The organism is Flagellimonas pacifica, assembly GCF_900215465.1.
Taxonomy (GTDB): Bacteria; Bacteroidota; Bacteroidia; order Flavobacteriales; family Flavobacteriaceae; genus Flagellimonas; species Flagellimonas pacifica.
This window is the reverse complement of record NZ_OBEH01000001.1, coordinates 119153-136997: the sequence shown is the minus strand read 5'-3', so window position 1 is coordinate 136997 and position 17845 is coordinate 119153. Positions and strand designations below refer to the sequence as shown.

Below are 17845 nucleotides of genomic sequence, written 5' to 3'. Positions count from 1 at the left end.
GCAGGTAAATATTATACTTTATTTAAGTTGTTTATAAAAATGTATCTGAAGCTTTGTAAGCATCGATAACCGCTTGTTCCCCTCTAGTTCCTTTTATGGAATTGCCATGTTCCATTCCAAGAATTCCCTTAAATCCTTTTTCATGGATAGATTTGAATACATTTTTATAGTTGATTTCCCCAGTTGTGGGTTCGTTTCTCCCTGGATTGTCACCAATTTGAAAATAGGCAATTTCATCCCAGCATGCCTCAATATTTGGGATTAGGTTCCCTTCTTGGATTTGCTGATGATAGATATCAAAAAGTATTTTACAGGACGGTGAATCCACCGCCTTGCATATTTCAAATGCCTGCGGACTTTCTGAAAGAAAAAGACCAGGATGGTTTCTAAAATTTAAAGGTTCCAATACCATGACCAATCCGTGAGGTTCCAGAATATCCGAAGCTCTTTTAAGGGATTCCACTACATGCGCAGTCTGATAGCCCATATTTTGTCTAAGATCAACATGTCCTGGAACAACGGTCATCCACTTGGCGTTTACTCTTTTTGCCACTTCAACAGATTCCTTTATTTGAGAAAGAAACTCTTCTCTCAAATTTTCATCCCCACTAGCTAGATTGGGTTCTTTCCAGTAGATTTTATGGGCTACAAAAACTCCCATGGAAATTCCTCTCTTTTCCATGGTATTGGCCATTTGTTTTTGTAGGTCAATGGTTCTCCCTTTCATGCCATTGTCCTCAAAAGCTGTAAAGCCTTGATCTGCCATAAAATTTAATTGATCTATAGGGTCTTCGCCTGCCGATGTCTTGAACATACCAAGGTGAGGGGCATATTTTAGGTTGAACTTGTGTTCCGTTGGTTTGGTTTCTGCGCCAAAAAGTGTTGGAGTAACACCAAGGGCGGCACCGGCCATAGTCGCACTATTTATAAAAGTTCTTCTTTTCATTACTTGTTGTTTTTTTTCGATACTAACTGAATGTGGTTACTCCCGGTACTGGAATTTTGTACTTTCCATCAGCGTCCGGCTGTGTTGGAGCTTCCGAATCCCAATTTAGATTGTCAGGCACTAATTGCAATGTTGAATTCAGTGCTTGTTCCCAAGTAATGATATCGCCCGAATAGGTAGCCATTCGCCCCATTATGGCAGCAAGTGTAGATTTTGCACCATGCTCAGCGTCTGCAAGGACTTCTGATTTGCTTCTAATGGCTGCAAAAAGCCTATCGTGCTCTACTTGATAAGGGTTTGGATCTTGCTGTCCTTCATTTGCTTTTGAATAGTTATACTTTTCATCCCCGCTCAAATCTGTAATGATGCCTTTGCTCATAACCATACTTCCGTTACTTCCTTGAAATGCTTCGTCAACCCGGTTGTGACATCCTTTTTGGTGTCTACATTGACTGGAAATTACAGCTCCTGAAGGGTATGTGAATTCCACAAAATGGTGGTCAAAAATCTCACCGTGATCTTTTCCTGTACGTACTTCCCTTCCGCCCATACCTTGAGCCATTTTAGGATACTCGCCAATAAACCAGTTGGCTACATCAATATTGTGAATGTGCTGTTCTAGTATGTGGTCACCGCATAGCCAATTAAAGTAATACCAATTGCGCATTTGATATTCTAGCTCACTTTGGCCTTCTTGACGTGGCCTTACCCAGACACCACCACCGTTCCAATAGATTTGACCAGCTACAATTTTCCCAATGTTTCCTTGTTTGACCTGGTTATATAAAGTGGTGTATTTTTTTTCGTAGTGCCTTTGAAGTCCAACAACAACGTTCAATTTTTTCTCTTTGGCCAATTTAGCAGCTTTAAGTACCTGTCTTACCCCAGCGGGGTCGGTGGCAACAGGTTTTTCCATGAAAACGTGCTTGTCTTGTGAAATGGCGTACTCAAAATGCAAAGGTCGGAACCCTGGAGGTGTGGCAAGTATTACAACATCGGCTAGGTCAATGGCATTTTTATAGGCGTCAAATCCAACAAATCTATTTTTCTCCTTGACCTTGATGTTGCGTTCTCCGTCAAAATGTTCCTGAATAGCAGTTAGGCTACTCTCCAGTCGATCTTTAAAAGCGTCTGCCATGGCCACCAATTTAACATCTGGATCGGCAGTTAATGCTTGAACGGTGGCTCCAGTTCCACGACCACCACATCCTATTACGGCAAGTTTAAGCTTTTCAACCTTTCCTGTTTGGGTCATTGCCTCCAACGGAATGCTACTTGCCAATATTCCGCCTGTAACTAGCCCTGTAGTTTTTACGAACGACCTTCTGCTTACTACATCGTTCTTTTTGATTGTTTTGTGGTTGTCCATGGTATTTATTTAGTATGTTTTTGTTTCCAATATGTTTTTTGCTCCTGTTGACTTGGAGTGTTATAAGGTCTTACAATTCTAAAGCCAACAAATGTAGCGTCGGTATGCCACCATTTGCTCTTTGGGATTTGAGGATCTCGCATTTTCCATCTTTTCTCTGAAGAAACTCTTGATGCACTTCTTAACTTTTCGGATCCGTCTTTCCAAGAACCACCCCGCACCACTCTGGGGTAAGTTTTTACGGGTTTTTCAAAAGGATTTGTAGTTTTCTTTCCTTTTCGATGACTGTAAATATCAGGATTGTAAGCATCTAATGTCCATTCGGCAACATTGCCATGCATATCGTATAGGCCCCATGGGTTTGGTTTCTTTTGCCCAACTTTCTGGTACTTGTTGTTACTATTGTTAGAGTGCCAGGCATAATCACTAATTTGATAAGCACTATCACCAAAAGAATAAGGAGTCTGGGTGCCTGCTCTGCAGGCATATTCCCACTCGGCCTCTGTGGGGAGTCTGTAGAAATTTCCAGTCATGGCTGAAAGCCATTCACAAAACTTTGATGCTGCATATTGGGTCATACATATGGCGGGATAACCCTCTGTGCCCATGCCAAAGCTCATTTCTACATATGGTGTGGTTGCCCCAGAGACAGCATCAACATCCAAAGAGACCTCATTTCCTTTTGAGCCATTGTCTTTTAAATTGTCTATTTCCCTTGACATGAACAATTGGTATAGGTCCCATGTAACTTCAAGGTCTGCCATCCAAAACGGGGCAATTTCAACATTGTGCAATGGCCCTTCATCTTTTGACCTGTCTTTTTCTGCATTGGGACTCCCCATTGAAAAACTTCCTCCAGGGATTGGTACCATAGATATGGTCAAATTAGTTCCAGAAATTTTCTGTTTGTAGGGGTCAAATTTCTTTTGTCCAATACTAGGAATGCACAAAAGCATAATAAATAAGGTAAGGGATGTTCTCAACATTTCTGCGGATTAGGATTTAAAAATATGACTTTATCATTGAAAATGTAAATTTTACACTTTTTTTAAAGCTATCCAGACGCAACTTTGTTTAAGACTTTCTATCTATTGAATATATTTTATCCAAAAAACTTAAACAATGAAAAAGAAAGTTCTATTAATTTTATCTCTTGTCACATTAGTATTTGTGTCTTGTGATACCAGTGATGATAATGGTGATTATGCCGATTATTTGGTGGCTAGGCCGCTGGTCATAAGTAAGGCTGAGTTTGCTAGTAGTGTTGACATTATTCCTCCTAGACCAATAAATGAGTCTGGTAAAGTATACACTTACGAAGATTATATTTTTGTCAATGACAAGTATGAAGGCGTTCATGTTATAGATAATAGCAATCCTGAGCAACCCAAAAAGATTTCTTTTATAAAGATTCCGGGTAATGTTGATATTTCGGTTAAAGACAATTTTTTGTATGCAGATAGTCTAATGGACCTAATCGTGCTTGATATATCCAATATTAATGCGATAGAACAAATCAACAGACTGGAAAACGTACTGTACAACAATATATTTTGGCCATTTGAAGCCGATATCATTGAGAATGTTAATTTTGATTATGAAACAGAGATTTTGATTGGTTGGGATACGGTAACCGAGCGCAGATTGATTGAAGAAGTTGAGCAAAATAAGGGTAGAGATGTCCTTTTTAATGATATTGCATTGGCAGAAGCTGCCAATGATAGCAGGACAGGTCAAGGAGGGTCTTTGGCACGATTTAAAATAGTGGATGATTACCTCTATGCTGTGGATAGTCATAACATAAACATATTCGATATCTCAGATTTGGAAAACCCACAAGATTTGGAAGATGTTTATGCAGGATTTGATATAGAGACCATTTTTAATAGAGGGAATCATTTGTTCTTGGGTAGCATGCGTGGCATGTATATTTATGATATTTCGTCTCCTAGCAAACCAACATTTGTTTCAGAGTTTGAACATGGTACGGCATGCGACCCTGTAGTTGTGGATGGAGATTACGCTTATGTGACCCTTCGAGGAGGTAACGAATGTGGTGCTTTGGAAAGTGGTCTTTTTATTGTTGATATTTCTGACATAGAAAACCCTAAATTGGCAATAGACTACCCAATGGATGAACCTTATGGTTTGGGAATTAAAGGTGAAAAATTATTTGTTTGCGATGGTAAATCAGGACTTAAAGTTTATGATAAGACGGATATTGAGGATTTAAAATCTTTAAATCACTTTAAAGATATCGTTACGTTTGATGTTATTCCTTTGGAAACCCATTTGATTATGGTTGGGGATGGAGTACTTTACCAATATGAATATTTAGATGATAAAATCAAGCTTATAAGCCAAATAGGGCTCAATTGAGAAATACGCAATAACTATATTGAATATCCCGTTTTTAGCGGGATATTTTTTTGCTATCAATTTTTCAAAAAGACCAAAATCGAAAAATTGATATACTTTTGTTACCTCAAAACCCATTGCATGCCAAAGAATTTAGTAATTGTTGAGTCGCCAGCTAAAGCAAAAACCATAGAGCGATTTTTAGGAAAAGATTTTCAGGTTGAATCTAGTTTTGGACATATCGCGGACCTTCCTTCGAAAGAGCTTGGAGTGGATGTTGAAAATGATTTTAAGCCTAAATATACTGTTGACAAAGAGAAGAAAGCCTTGGTTAAAAAACTAAAGGACTTAGCTAAAAAAGCAGATACTATTTGGTTGGCAAGTGATGAAGACCGAGAGGGAGAAGCCATTTCATGGCATTTGGCGGAAGAACTGAAATTGGACAAAAATAAGACTAAGAGAATTGTATTTAATTCCATTACCAAATCGGCAATTCAAAAGGCGATAGAAAACCCAAGAGAAATCAATTACGATTTGGTAAATGCCCAACAAGCAAGAAGGGTTTTGGATAGATTAGTGGGATATGAACTTTCCCCAGTGCTTTGGAAAAAAATAAAACCAGGACTTTCAGCAGGAAGGGTGCAATCCGTAGCCGTTAGGTTGATTGTTGAAAGAGAGCGCGATATTGAGGTTTTTAAACCAGAAGCTTCCTTTAGGATAAGGGCTGAGTTTAAAACTATGAACGGAAATGTTTTTTCAGCAAAACTGAACAAAACTTTCCCCACCAAAGAAGCCGCACAGGTTTTCTTGAAACAAAATATTGGAGCCGATTTTTCCGTGTCCAATCTGGATAAGAAGCCGGCAAAAAAGTCTCCGGCTCCGCCTTTTACAACATCCACTTTACAACAGGAAGCTTCCCGGAAATTGTATTTTTCGGTGGGCAGGACCATGCAGGTGGCGCAACGTTTGTACGAGGCAGGTTTGATTACCTATATGAGAACCGATAGCGTAAATCTTTCCAACGAGGCATTAAGTGCAGCTAAAGACGCCATTATTCAAAACTATGGAGAACCCTATAGTAAAGTAAGAAGCTATACTGGGAAGTCCAAAGGGGCGCAAGAAGCGCATGAGGCAGTACGCCCTACTGATATGAAATTGCAATCCCCATCATTGGAGCGTGACCAGGCCAAGCTTTATGAATTGATATGGAAACGAACCTTGGCTTCACAAATGAGCGATGCGCAATTGGAGCGCACGAACGTAAAGATTAAGGCAACTTCCCATAATGAAGAATTCACGGCCAATGGAGAAGTGGTGAAATTTGACGGTTTCCTAAAAGTATATTTGGAAGGTACTGATGAAGAAGATAGGGCAGAAGAACAGGAAGGAATGCTTCCGGCCATGAATGTGGGTGATGCATTGCAAAACAATTATATTACGGCAACGGAGCGTTTTTCAAGACCCCCATATCGCTATACAGAAGCTTCTTTGGTGAAAAAGTTGGAAGAGTTGGGTATTGGAAGACCATCTACCTATGCTCCAACAATTTCTACTATCCAAAATAGGGGCTATGTGGAAAAAGGAACTGTAGAAGGTACAGAGCGTCATTATTCACAGTTGGTTTTGGAATCTGGAGAACTTGCCGAAAAGAAATTATCCGAAATGATAGGTTCTGATAAAGGAAAGCTGGTGCCAACGGATATTGGAATGATTGTCAACGACTTCTTGGTAAGTCATTTTACCACAATCTTGGATTACAACTTCACGGCAAAGGTTGAAGAGAATTTTGATGAAATAGCGGCCGGAGATGAAGATTGGCAAAAGATGATGAAGGAATTCTATACTGATTTTCACCCTAAAGTGATGGATGTAGAAGAAAATGCTGATAGAGCAAGCGGGGAACGCGTTTTGGGGACAGATCCAAAATCAGGAAGACAAGTGGCTGCCAGATTGGGACGTTTTGGGCCAATGGTCCAAATTGGTACTGTTGATGAAGAAGAAAAACCATTGTTTGCCAGTTTGTTGCCAGAGCAGTCCATTACAACCATAACCTTTGAAGAGGCTATGGAACTTTTTGAGTTGCCACGAAAATTGGGGACATACGAAGAAGAAGAAGTGGAAGCCAACGTAGGACGTTTTGGACCTTATGTAAGGTTTGGGAAAAAGTTTATTTCACTTGCAAAAGGAGAAAGTGCTTTTGATGTAGATATGGATAGAGCCATAGAACTGATAAAAGAAAAGCAAAAAGCTGACGCGCCCATAGCCCATTATGAAGAATTGGAAGTTACCAAAGGAGTAGGGAGGTTTGGCCCATTTATTAAATGGAATGGCATGTTCATTAATGTGAACAAAAAATATGATTTTGATAATCTCTCCAAAACTGATATTGTTGAACTTATTGAGGCCAAAAAAATAAAAGAAGCAGAAAAGCTGATTCAAGAATGGCCAGCGGAGAAAATTCGCATTGAAAAAGCAAGATGGGGCAGGCATAATATTATAAAGGGAAGAATAAAGGTTGAACTATCCAAAGATGTGGATGCAACCAAAATCTCATTAGAAGAAGCACAGGCTCTATTGGAAAAGAAAGCTCCTAAGAAAAAAACCAAAGCAAAAGCAAAGACGAAGAAGTAATATGGCGTTCGATTTTTTGGTCCCCATTAAAGATAAGGTTCTGGCATTTTCAGAATTATTGCCACCCCAGGCACTGGGAAAAAACGTTTTTAAGCATACTGAGAAAAAGGGACTTCCCGTATTTGCCAATGCAACAGTGGCAATTTTTGGAGTGCAAGAGTCCAGGAATGCATTTGAGAAAAAACCGGAAAGGTTGAATTTGGATGAGATTCGAATTCAACTGTACCGCTTAATGATGGGCAATTGGAATTCCACAATTTTAGATATAGGAGATGTTGAAGAAGGAGATACTGTTGAGGATACTTATTTTGTGGTCAAGGAAATTGTGGCGGGACTGCTTGAAGAAAACATTATACCTATTATAATAGGTGCTACCCAGGATATTACTTTTCCAACCTATAGGGCCTTCGATAAAATAAAGGACATGGTCAATCTGGTGTCCATTGATAGCCGTTTTGACTTTGGAGAAGATGATGAATTGATTTCTTCGCATTCCTACATGACCAGAATTATTACGGACAAACCCAATAATCTTTTTAACTTCTCCAATATTGGATACCAAAGTTATTTTAATGCCCAAGAAGAGGTTGATCTAATGGAACGTCTCTTTTTTGATGCTTATAGATTGGGTGAGATAGCAGCTAATATTGAACTGGCGGAACCTATTTTAAGAAGTTCCCATATTGTAAGCTTAGACTTAAGGTCTATACGTGCCAGTGAAATGGGATTGCTGAACAACAACTTTTCTCCAAATGGATTTACCGGAAGAGAAATCTGTGCTATTGCAAGATATGCTGGGATTAGCGATAAAGTTTCTTTATTTGGGATATACGAAGGAGAGAACTCGCCCCAAGCCTTTCAAATGATTGCACAGATCATCTGGTATTTTATAGAAGGCATCAGTTTTAGGGTAAAGGAATACCCGAGCTCTAAAAGTGAGGACTTTACCAAGTTTACCGTTCCCACAGATACGGAAGAACTTATATTCTACAAGAGTCATGTTACCGAGCGTTGGTGGGTAGAGGTTCCATCAATTTTGCCAGAACATACTAAAACAAATTCCGCGGCGTTATTACCTTGCACCGAAGAGGACTATCTGGATGCTTGCAACCAGAACATTCCAGAAAGGTGGTTCAAGGCTTATAGAAAGGGTCTTAACTAAACAAATTAAATTTTAAGCATTAATTGTTTTTACACAATAATTTATTCAAAAAACAGTTTTGAGAATAGTGAATTTGTGTTGTACAACTTATAATCTTAAATCGAAAATTTAACCTAAAGTATGAGAAAGCTATTCTTTTCATCTATAGCATTTGTTTTTTTACTCGCAAGTTGCGGGTCAAATTCAAAGTCAAAAGGTGAACTAGTTGGAGCCAAAGGAAAAAAATGGTATCCAGAGAAACCCTACGGAATGGAACTGATTCCCCGCGGCTCCTATGTAATGGGTAAAGCTGAAGAGGATCAGGCGAAAGTATTGAACGCTCCCACAAGAACAGTTACCGTACGCTCCTTTTATATGGATGATACGGAAATCACCAATAGTGAGTATCGACAGTTTGTGGAGTGGGTAAAAGACTCTATCACTAGAACAAAATTGGCCATCCTTGCTGATGAGTTGGGCCTTGGTCCAGAAGACGAAGGTATTGGAGAGTACGGGTTTAAAGATACCGATACCACCAAAATATCCGTTTATGAAAAATATATGCTCGATAACTATGCAGGTCTTGGAGAAACAGGATATGAAGGAAGAGCATTGAATACGGATGTTGATTTGGTATGGGATACATCAGAATACCCAGATGAGTATTATGCCGAGGTAATGGATTCATTATATCTTCCAGAAGAAGAAAGTTATAATGGATTAAGAACCATAGATGTCACCCAGTTGAAATATACGTACAATTGGATGGATATTGAAGCTGCGGCCAGAGCTAAAACAGGTCGTAGAAAAGACTTTATAAAACAAGAAGTAGCTGAAATTTACCCAGATACCACAGTGTGGATCAAGGATTTTGAATATTCCTATAATGAGCCTATGCACAACGATTATTTTTGGCATGACGCTTATAGCGAATATCCGGTTGTTGGTGTAAACTGGCAACAAGCAAAGGCATTTTGTTCATGGAGAACAAAGTTTAAGAACGATGACCAAAAAAGTCGTGGAAAACAATTTGTAAACCAGTTTAGATTACCAACCGAAGCCGAATGGGAATATGCAGCAAGAGGTGGTATTGAAGGAGGTACCTATCCTTGGGGAGGTCCTTATGTAATTAGCGATACAGGTTGTTTTATGGCCAACTTTAAGCCGCAACGTGGAGATTATGCCGCAGATGCAGCATTGTATACGGTAGAGGCAAAATCTTATGAGCCAAATGATTATAACTTATATAACATGGCCGGTAATGTATCAGAATGGACAAGCTCCAGTTTTGATCAAGGAGCTTATGAATACCTGTCTACAATGAACCCAAATATTGGTTCGGGACAGAACAAAAGAAAAGTGATTCGTGGAGGATCTTGGAAGGATGTTGCATACTTCTTGCAAGTGAGTACCAGGGATTATGAATACCAAGATTCCGCCAGAAGTTATATTGGTTTCAGAACCGTTCAAGATTATATGGGCGAGGAAGATTCCACAAGCGGAAGAAACGGATTACCTTCGGGAAGATAAATTAAACGAGAGAGAGCATTATATAAACCAGTAACCAAATACTTATTTATATAACTTAATTAAAACTAGAATTATGGCACAGTCAAAATCAACAAAAAAGCTGTTTAACATGGCCTACGGGCTTGGAGCATCGGTAGTAATTATTGGTGCACTATTTAAAATCCTTCACTGGGAATTTGGACCACTGACCGGTGGACTGCTTCTTGCGGTTGGATTAATTACTGAAGCATTAATATTTGCTATCAGTGCATTTGAACCAGTAGACGACGAGTACGATTGGTCTTTGGTTTACCCAGAATTGGCCAACGGTCAATCTAAAGGAAACAAAAATGAGGCCAAGCAAGCTCAAGAGGCTGAAGGTCTTCTTTCAAGAAAATTGGATGATCTTTTAAAAGATGCCAATATCGATTCTGAGCTTTTCACTAGTTTGGGAGATAGCATCAAGAATTTTGAAGGTGCGGCCAAAGGAATTGCTCCTACTACAGATGCCATTCAGCATACCAAGAAGTATTCTGAAGAATTGTCTCATGCTGCAGCTCAAATGGAGTCTTTGAACAGCTTGTACAAAGTACAATTGGAAAGTGCTAGCCGTCAGGCCTCTATTAATGAGGAAGTTGTGCAGAATGCTGGTGCATTAAAAGATCAAATGGAATCTTTGGCAACCAACCTTTCTTCTTTGAATGGAGTATACGGAGGTATGTTGTCTGCTATGGCAAAAAACTAATTAGGGTTTAATTGGATACCAAACCCAGATCAAATTAATTATTAATTCTAATTAGAAAAACATGGCAGGAGGAAAACAAACACCACGTCAGAAGATGATCAACCTTATGTATTTGATCTTCATCGCGATGTTGGCCCTAAATATGAGTAAGGAAGTCCTTGCGGCGTTCGGATTAATGAACGCAAAGCTTGAAACTTCCAACGTAAAAGCGGATGCTAACAACTTGGCTTATTTTGAAGGTTTAGAGACTAAAGCTTCAGAAGATGCGATAAAGTATGGCCCGTTGTTTGAGAAGGCTCAGACCGTAAAACAACTATCACAAGAGTATTATAAGTACTTGGAAGAGTTGAAAAAAGGTATGTTGGCTGATCAAGAAGACCCAAACAACTATGTTGTAATGGATAAGTCTGATTATTTGGACAACCTATTCTTTAAAGGAGATAATTTAAAGCCAGAAGGTCAGGAGTTCTTAAGCAACTTGACCAATTATAGGGAAAAGATTGTTGCTGCTCTTCCAGAAAACATGGGAGAAATCAAAGGAGCTGTTCAGACTAGGTTTGAAACAGGTGACAAGGATGGAAAAGTGGAAAGAATCAGAGATAAAGTAAAAGTTGATTGGATCAATTACCACTTTGAAGGATATCCTTTAGTGGCATCTTTAACTAAGGTAACGCAATTACAAGCTGATATTAAAGCTACGGAGCAAGAGGTTCTTAAAGGACTTTTGGAAGGTAACTTGACAGAAGCTGTTTCATTGAAGAACTTTTCAACTTTATTGGAGCAAGAGAAATCTGTGTTCTATTCTGGTGAAAAATTCCAAGGTAGTATTGTTGTTGGTAAAACGGACAAAACTGCAAAACCAGAAAAAGCTAACTTGACTTTAGATGGTAGGGAATTGAAAGAAGGTAGAGATTATGAATTGGAAGCTGGTGGTGTAAAACTATTGATCAGTGCCGGTGCTGCTGGAGACCATGAACTTAAAGGTGAATTGGTTTATATGCAGGATGGTAACGAAGTTCCAGTTGAAGTAAAGAATACGTTCTCTACAATCAACAAGCCTAACGCTGCGGTAATTGCTGCTGATAAAATGAATGTGGTATATCGTGGGGTATCTAACCCAATGACGATTTCTATTCCTGGAATTCCAGATAACAAAGTTACCGCATCTGCTCCTGGTTTGACCAGAAGAGCTGGCAGCAAGTATGTTATGAACCCAGGTAAAGGAAGAGAAGTTACCATTAGTGCATCAGGGGTATTGCCAGATGGACAAAGAATCAGCACACCTGCAACCTTCCGTATCAAGGATATTCCAAGACCAGGAGGTACTGTTCGTGGTGAAGCTGGTAGTGCTAAAATGCCGAGAAAGAACTTAGAAATTTCTACTATTGGAGCTATGTTGGAAGACTTTGATTTTGATTTGAACCTTGCTGTTAGCGGATTCAAATTTAAAGTGCCAGGTCAGCCTACAATCGTAGTAAACGGAAACAAATTGAATGGAAGAGCTAAATCTGCCTTGAAAAGAGCTAAAAGAGGTGAGGCGGTTCAGATATTCGATATCAAAGCTTACATTTCAAACAACAAGACGTATAAGTTGAAGAAGGTTTCACCTGTTGTTGTTGAGCTTACAAACTAAAAAAGTATATAGATAATCATGAATTGGAAAAATGCATTATTGATTGGAGCTTTAAGCTTAATGCCCATATCCATTATGGCACAGGCAAACATTTTGAATGCCAAGTTGCCAGATGAGGTTGGGAAAAAGACTCAGGCCCAAATAGAACAGGACAATGACGCCCCGTTAGATTATGGATACATTGACGATAGAGATATCCTTTGGTCCAAGACCGTATGGGAAGTGATTGATCTGGATGAGCGTGTTAATTTTCCATTATACTACCCAACTGATACCATAGGTATTGGAGCGGACAGAAGGTCACTCTACCATGTTTTGATGAAGAACATCAAAAATGGGAACTTGACTGAGGTATATACGGACTCTTACTTTACTGAAAAGCGAAAGTTTGAGGATTTGAGCGCTACATTGAGCAAAGTGGATACTACCGACCTCGGATACGAACAAATCAACGCCGGTGAGCAGATTTCTGCGGAATTTATTAACCAAAGAGATTTAAACGCAGCTGATATTGAGGAGTATCGTATAAAGGGAATGTGGTATTTTGATAAGCGTCAAGGAGAGTTGAAGTATCGTTTATTGGGTATTGCACCGGTTGCACCGGATGTAAACTTTATTGACGATGAATCCGTAGACCCAGGCGAAAACAAAGTAGAACTGTTTTGGATCTGGTATCCAGCAGCAAGACAGGTATTACATGAGGCCAAGGTTTATAATCAACGTAACTCTGCACGTCCCATTACCTTTGATATGCTTTTGAACGCACGTCGTTTTAACGGAGTAATCTACAAGGAAGATAACGTTCACGGAGATCGTGAAATTGACGATTACGTTTTTGACAATGCACTGTTCCAGTTATTGGAAGCCAAAAGAATAAAAGAGGTTATCCGCGACAGGGAACAAGATATGTGGGCTTATTAGCCATAATTAAAATTTCCAATTCAATTCATATAAACGCCGCACATATGTGCGGCGTTTTTTTGTCTTCCATTGGTCGAGTTTGGAATTTCAACGCGAGCTTATAATGTTAACCTTTCTTAAGAAAACCCATATCCCTACTTTTGTAGCATGTATGATTATCTGATTGTTGGTCTCGGCCTGGCCGGTATATCTTTTTGTGAAAAATTGGAACGCGAAGGCAAGACCTTTAAGGTGATTTCAGATGACTCACAGCAATCTTCACTTGTGGCCGGAGGACTTTATAATCCAGTAATCTTAAAACGGTTTACCATGGCCTGGAATGCCAAGGACCAAATGGAAAGGGCGCTCCCTTTTTATAAAAGCCTAGAGCAAAAGCTAAATGTGAAATTGGATCATAAGATTCCGGTGCTCAGAAAATTTGCCTCAGTTGAAGAACAGAACCTTTGGTTTGAAGCGGCAGATCGCCCCGGGCTTGATCATTTTTTATCGACCAATATTTTGGAAAACAAAAACCCGAGCATAGAAGCTCCTTTTGGTTATGGGGAAGTAAAATACACAGGTAGAATTGATACAAGGGTATTGTTGGCCTCTTATGCGTCATATTTGACCCAAAAAAACCTTTTAGAGAAAGAATCTTTTGATTTTTCGTGTTTTAAGCCATCTGAGTCAAATATTTTCTATAAATCGATACAAGCCAAGAAAACAATATTTGCCTGTGGTTACGGGCTTAAAAACAACCCATATTTTAGTTATTTGCCCTTAAATGGTACCAAGGGAGAGTTATTGGTCATAAAAGCAAAAGAATATAAGGAGCGCAACATTATTAAATCTTCAGTGTTCACTGTTCCATTAACTGAGGGCCTATATCTTGTTGGAGCTACCTACAAGTGGAAAGATAAGACGAACATTCCCACTGCCGATGCTAAAACTGAACTTTTGGAAAAGTTGAAAACCTTTCTAAAATGTGATTTTGAGGTTGTGGATCATATGGCAGGGATAAGACCTACTGTAACCGATAGAAGACCTTTGATAGGACAACACCCCAAACATGAGAATCTATATGTATTGAATGGTTTTGGATCTCGTGGAGTACTTATCGCTCCCTATGCATCAGCGCAATTGTACAACGCTATAGAAAATGGGACTGAACTGGATGCGGAGATCAATATTCACAGATTTACCAAAAAACACTATTCAAGTTGACTTTTTATTTCCCTTTCTTCATAGGATATAAAAAAGTTGATCCAAATGTTTCTGGATAAACGGATAATCACCGGCATGAAAACAATCATGGTTAGTACAATGGCAATAAAGGTGTTTACCAAAGATGCGCCTATGATCAAAAAGGCAATTACAAAGGCGGCTACTGCAAAAGCAATGCCCACGGCATAGCTCACATACATGGCCCCATAGAAAAAGGAAGGCTCAATTTTGTATTTAGTACCACAAGAGGAGCAGCGCTCCTGCATCTTAAAAAGTTGTGAGATTGCATATGGATTCTTGTTGGTATACATGCTCTCTTCATGGCATTTAGGACAACTTCCTGTTAAAATACTGTAGAGTTTGTTTCCTTTTTTTAACATTTGCAGCGATTTTATGCAAAAATACGGATTCGTTCACTTTTGTATTGTAATTCAGGTCACATAAAATGCTAAATATTCACAACCTTTCTGTCGCTTTTGGCGGCGAGTATCTTTTTGAGGAGATTGCCTTTCGTTTAAATGGAGGCGACAGAGTAGGCCTTATTGGTAAAAACGGTGCTGGAAAATCTACTTTACTCAAGTTGTTGTCCAAAGAAATGGCACCCGACACAGGTGTCATTGCAATGGAAAAGGACATAAAAATCGGCTTTCTAAAACAGGATATTGATTTTGTTATGGGAAGGACCGTTTTAGAAGAATCGTACCAGGCATTTTCTGAAATCAAGTCTTTGGAGTTGAAATTGGAAGAAATAAATACGGCACTTGCGGAACGCACCGATTATGAAAGCGAAGGTTACAACCAGTTGATGGTAGATTTGACCGATGTTACCCATCGTTATGAGATTTTGGGCGGATACAACTATCAAGGAGATACCGAAAAGGTATTGCTTGGTCTTGGTTTTAAGCGAGAGGACTTTGATAAGATTACCGATACTTTTTCTGGCGGATGGCGTATGCGAATTGAGCTGGCCAAACTCTTGCTTCAAAACAACGATGTATTGCTACTGGATGAGCCTACCAACCATTTGGATATCGAATCCATTATTTGGTTGGAGCAATTCCTTAAAAATTACCCAGGAGCTGTAGTGATTGTATCGCATGATAAAATGTTCTTGGATAACGTGACCAATAGAACGATTGAGATTTCGTTGGGTCGAATTTATGACTACAATAAACCGTATTCCAAGTTTCTTTTGCTTCGAAAAGAGATGAAGGAGCAACAGCTGAATGCACAAAAGAACCAAGAAAAACAGATTCAGCAGACCGAAAAACTAATCGAGAAGTTTAGAGCGAAGGCCACCAAGGCTTCCATGGCGCAGTCACTTATAAAAAAATTAGATAAGATTGAACGCATTGAGGTAGATGAGGATGATAACAGTGTGATGAACGTTCGATTTCCGGTATCGGTTACCCCGGGCAAGGTTGTAGCAGAGCTAGAAGACCTTTCCAAAAGCTATGGGTCAAAACAGGTGCTGGAAAGCATTGACCTGTTAGTGGAACGTGGCAGTAAAACTGCATTTGTTGGTCAAAATGGACAAGGAAAGACCACATTGGCCAAAATAATGGTCGGAGAATTGGAACATGCTGGTAAACTCAAAATAGGACATAATGTACAGATTGGTTATTTTGCCCAAAACCAGGCGGAGTATCTTGAGGGCAACAAGACCATTCTGGATACTATGGTCGATTCGGCCAACGAAAGCAACAGAAGTAAGGTTAGGGATATCTTAGGTTCGTTTTTGTTCAGGGGAGATGAGGTGGAGAAATACGTAAAGGTGCTGTCTGGGGGTGAGCGTAACCGTTTGGCACTTGCCAAAATGTTATTGCAGCCTTTTAATGTTCTGGTAATGGATGAACCCACCAACCATTTAGACATAAAATCCAAGAATGTGTTAAAGCAAGCTTTGCAACAGTTTGAAGGTACATTGATTTTGGTTTCTCACGACCGTGACTTTCTACAGGGATTAACGGATCGGGTATACGAGTTCAAGGAGGGTGGTATTAAGGAGTATTTAGGCGACATCGACTTTTACTTAGAACAACGTAAGGCTGAAGATTTCCGTAAAATAGAAAAGGGGGAGAAAAAAAATCAGGTTAAAACGCAGGAAAGGCCCAAACAAAATGACTACCAGGCACAGAAGAAGCTGAAATCCCTAAAAAATAAACTGAGTGGGGTGGAAAAAAAGATATCCCAATTGGAAAAGGAAATTGCCACTATAGATCATGACCTTCTTATGGATTATGACGCTACCATAGCCAAATCTGGTTTTTTTGATGAATATCAAGGAAAAAAAGACCTTTTGGGAGCCTTGATGCAAGATTGGGAGAAATTGTCTCAAGACCTGGAAATTTTGGATAAATAGGATGGCTTAGAATCATCATACCACAAGTTTTATTGCTTTCACAACAAATTTTCTTGGCTTCACCCAATTAATTTGTAGCTGACTAGGTTCTTCTTTTAATTTGTAAGGAAATTCTTATAAAAATAGATTTCAACCTCTATGAGACTAACCATTTTTTCTGTTTTATGCTTACTGTTCACCAGTGTTGTTTTTTCCAATATGGAAATCTCACAAAAGGAGAAAAATGCATTAGTTGACCTTTTTAACAGTACAAATGGATCAAAATGGACCATTCCGTGGGACTTAAACACTTCAGTGAGTACATGGAAAGGTATACAAATAGAAAATGGTCATGTGGTTGGGATTAACTTGTTTAGAAATAATTTACAAGGTGTTCTCCCAGAAAGTTTGGGTAGGTTAAGATATTTGACTCATTTAAATCTTGCATTTAATAGTATCACGGGAGTTTTACCAAAAGATATTGTAAAGCTCAAGAGCTTAAAAGTACTTAGGTTGGAGATGAACCGCATAAAAGGATCATTGCCTTTGGGTATAGGACAGATGAAAGAGTTGGTGGTATTTTCTATGTTCAACAATTTTTTGAGTGGATCTATACCGCCCACCTTTGGTGAATTGGAAAACCTTAGGGAGCTGAATTTGTCCAGTAATAATCTTAAGGGCATTATTCCCAATTCCATAGGTAATCTTACCAAGTTGGAAGCATTGGGACTATTTGAAAACAGTTTAGAAGGCACAATACCGGAGGAAATGGGTAATCTGGGACAATTACGTGAGCTGGTCCTATCCAACAATCAATTGCGTGGAGAAATTCCTTCAGAATTTAGCCAGTTGGCAAGCCTAAAAATACTTCAGATTCAAAATAACAGATTTGATTCCTATACAGGACTCAAGCAAATGGATACAAAACAATTTTTGGTGTTTGATACCGATGAGAAAACGTTAAACCCAAGATTTAATGAAATACAACTTCAGCGTACCCGAATGGCGGATACAAAGTTTGAAGATGTTGACGATAATGAGTAGTTAG

14 protein-coding genes are annotated in these 17845 nt (G+C 39.2%); 10 read left to right on the top strand and 4 right to left on the bottom strand.

Annotation, left to right across the window (positions count from 1 at the left end; all coding sequences use genetic code 11):
- Positions 1–31: 31 nt before the first annotated feature.
- Genes CRO15_RS00585 through CRO15_RS00575 form a run of 3 tightly spaced genes read right to left on the bottom strand, consistent with a single transcriptional unit; the run spans position 32 to position 3301 of the window.
- Positions 32–946, bottom strand: coding sequence for a hydroxypyruvate isomerase family protein (locus CRO15_RS00585; RefSeq protein ID WP_097043794.1), 915 nt, complete (start codon positions 944–946; stop codon positions 32–34).
- A 22-nt stretch (positions 947–968) separates the two neighbouring features.
- Entirely contained in the window at positions 969–2315 is a 1347-nt protein-coding gene (locus CRO15_RS00580) for a Gfo/Idh/MocA family protein (RefSeq protein ID WP_097043793.1), read from the bottom strand.
- Positions 2316–2320: 5 nt separating this feature from the next.
- Positions 2321–3301, bottom strand: coding sequence for a formylglycine-generating enzyme family protein (locus CRO15_RS00575; protein ID WP_097043792.1), 981 nt, complete (start codon positions 3299–3301; stop codon positions 2321–2323).
- A 136-nt stretch (positions 3302–3437) separates the two neighbouring features.
- On the opposite strand from CRO15_RS00575, the gene CRO15_RS00570 reads away from it, so the two are divergent.
- From CRO15_RS00570 to CRO15_RS00535, 8 genes are all read left to right on the top strand, one after another.
- A complete protein-coding gene (locus tag CRO15_RS00570) occupies positions 3438–4694 on the top strand; it encodes an LVIVD repeat-containing protein (RefSeq protein ID WP_097043791.1) in 1257 nt (418 codons plus the stop codon).
- Between the two features lie 120 nt (positions 4695–4814).
- Positions 4815–7304 (top strand): type I DNA topoisomerase, encoded by a 2490-nt coding sequence (gene topA / locus CRO15_RS00565; protein ID WP_097043790.1) that lies wholly within the window; start codon positions 4815–4817, stop codon positions 7302–7304.
- 1 nt (position 7305) lies between these two features.
- On the top strand, positions 7306–8466 hold the full coding sequence (locus CRO15_RS00560) for a formimidoylglutamase (RefSeq protein ID WP_097043789.1): 1161 nt from the start codon (positions 7306–7308) through the stop codon (positions 8464–8466).
- A 120-nt stretch (positions 8467–8586) separates the two neighbouring features.
- On the top strand, positions 8587–9975 hold the full coding sequence (porK, locus tag CRO15_RS00555; RefSeq protein ID WP_097043788.1) for a T9SS ring complex lipoprotein PorK/GldK: 1389 nt from the start codon (positions 8587–8589) through the stop codon (positions 9973–9975).
- Between the two features lie 73 nt (positions 9976–10048).
- Positions 10049–10699, top strand: coding sequence for a type IX secretion system motor protein PorL/GldL (gene porL, locus CRO15_RS00550; protein ID WP_097043787.1), 651 nt, complete (start codon positions 10049–10051; stop codon positions 10697–10699).
- Between the two features lie 61 nt (positions 10700–10760).
- Positions 10761–12332: a type IX secretion system motor protein PorM/GldM gene (gene porM / locus CRO15_RS00545; protein ID WP_097043786.1), complete on the top strand. Its 1572-nt coding sequence runs from the start codon at positions 10761–10763 to the stop codon at positions 12330–12332.
- A gap of 18 nt (positions 12333–12350) precedes the next feature.
- Positions 12351–13253: a type IX secretion system ring subunit PorN/GldN gene (porN, locus tag CRO15_RS00540; RefSeq protein WP_097043785.1), complete on the top strand. Its 903-nt coding sequence runs from the start codon at positions 12351–12353 to the stop codon at positions 13251–13253.
- A gap of 147 nt (positions 13254–13400) precedes the next feature.
- The gene (locus CRO15_RS00535; RefSeq protein ID WP_097043784.1) at positions 13401–14456 is read left to right on the top strand and encodes an NAD(P)/FAD-dependent oxidoreductase; all 1056 of its coding nucleotides are present in this window, start codon (positions 13401–13403) and stop codon (positions 14454–14456) included.
- On the opposite strand, the gene CRO15_RS00530 is transcribed toward CRO15_RS00535, so the two are convergent.
- Entirely contained in the window at positions 14444–14836 is a 393-nt protein-coding gene (locus CRO15_RS00530) for a DUF983 domain-containing protein (RefSeq protein WP_097043783.1), read from the bottom strand. The two genes, CRO15_RS00535 and CRO15_RS00530, sit on opposite strands and share 13 nt — an antisense overlap.
- Positions 14837–14901: 65 nt before the next feature.
- Between CRO15_RS00530 and CRO15_RS00525 the strand changes: the two genes are divergently transcribed.
- The gene (locus CRO15_RS00525) at positions 14902–16818 is read left to right on the top strand and encodes an ABC-F family ATP-binding cassette domain-containing protein (protein WP_097043782.1); all 1917 of its coding nucleotides are present in this window, start codon (positions 14902–14904) and stop codon (positions 16816–16818) included.
- Positions 16819–16956: 138 nt separating this feature from the next.
- On the top strand, positions 16957–17841 hold the full coding sequence (locus CRO15_RS00520) for a leucine-rich repeat domain-containing protein (protein ID WP_097043781.1): 885 nt from the start codon (positions 16957–16959) through the stop codon (positions 17839–17841).
- Positions 17842–17845 lie beyond the last annotated feature (4 nt).

Excerpts from the sequence above, each read along its gene's own strand:
- CRO15_RS00585 (WP_097043794.1), bottom strand. The coding sequence starts at position 946 with ATGAAAAGAAGAACTTTTATAAATAGTGCGACTATGGCCGGTGCCGCC.
- CRO15_RS00580 (WP_097043793.1), bottom strand. The coding sequence starts at position 2,315 with ATGGACAACCACAAAACAATCAAAAAGAACGATGTAGTAAGCAGAAGG.
- CRO15_RS00575 (WP_097043792.1), bottom strand. The coding sequence starts at position 3,301 with ATGTTGAGAACATCCCTTACCTTATTTATTATGCTTTTGTGCATTCCT.
- CRO15_RS00570 (WP_097043791.1), top strand. The coding sequence starts at position 3,438 with ATGAAAAAGAAAGTTCTATTAATTTTATCTCTTGTCACATTAGTATTT.
- topA (WP_097043790.1), top strand. The coding sequence starts at position 4,815 with ATGCCAAAGAATTTAGTAATTGTTGAGTCGCCAGCTAAAGCAAAAACC.
- CRO15_RS00560 (WP_097043789.1), top strand. The coding sequence starts at position 7,306 with ATGGCGTTCGATTTTTTGGTCCCCATTAAAGATAAGGTTCTGGCATTT.
- porK (WP_097043788.1), top strand. The coding sequence starts at position 8,587 with ATGAGAAAGCTATTCTTTTCATCTATAGCATTTGTTTTTTTACTCGCA.
- porL (WP_097043787.1), top strand. The coding sequence starts at position 10,049 with ATGGCACAGTCAAAATCAACAAAAAAGCTGTTTAACATGGCCTACGGG.
- porM (WP_097043786.1), top strand. The coding sequence starts at position 10,761 with ATGGCAGGAGGAAAACAAACACCACGTCAGAAGATGATCAACCTTATG.
- porN (WP_097043785.1), top strand. The coding sequence starts at position 12,351 with ATGAATTGGAAAAATGCATTATTGATTGGAGCTTTAAGCTTAATGCCC.
- CRO15_RS00535 (WP_097043784.1), top strand. The coding sequence starts at position 13,401 with ATGTATGATTATCTGATTGTTGGTCTCGGCCTGGCCGGTATATCTTTT.
- CRO15_RS00530 (WP_097043783.1), bottom strand. The coding sequence starts at position 14,836 with ATGTTAAAAAAAGGAAACAAACTCTACAGTATTTTAACAGGAAGTTGT.
- CRO15_RS00525 (WP_097043782.1), top strand. The coding sequence starts at position 14,902 with ATGCTAAATATTCACAACCTTTCTGTCGCTTTTGGCGGCGAGTATCTT.
- CRO15_RS00520 (WP_097043781.1), top strand. The coding sequence starts at position 16,957 with ATGAGACTAACCATTTTTTCTGTTTTATGCTTACTGTTCACCAGTGTT.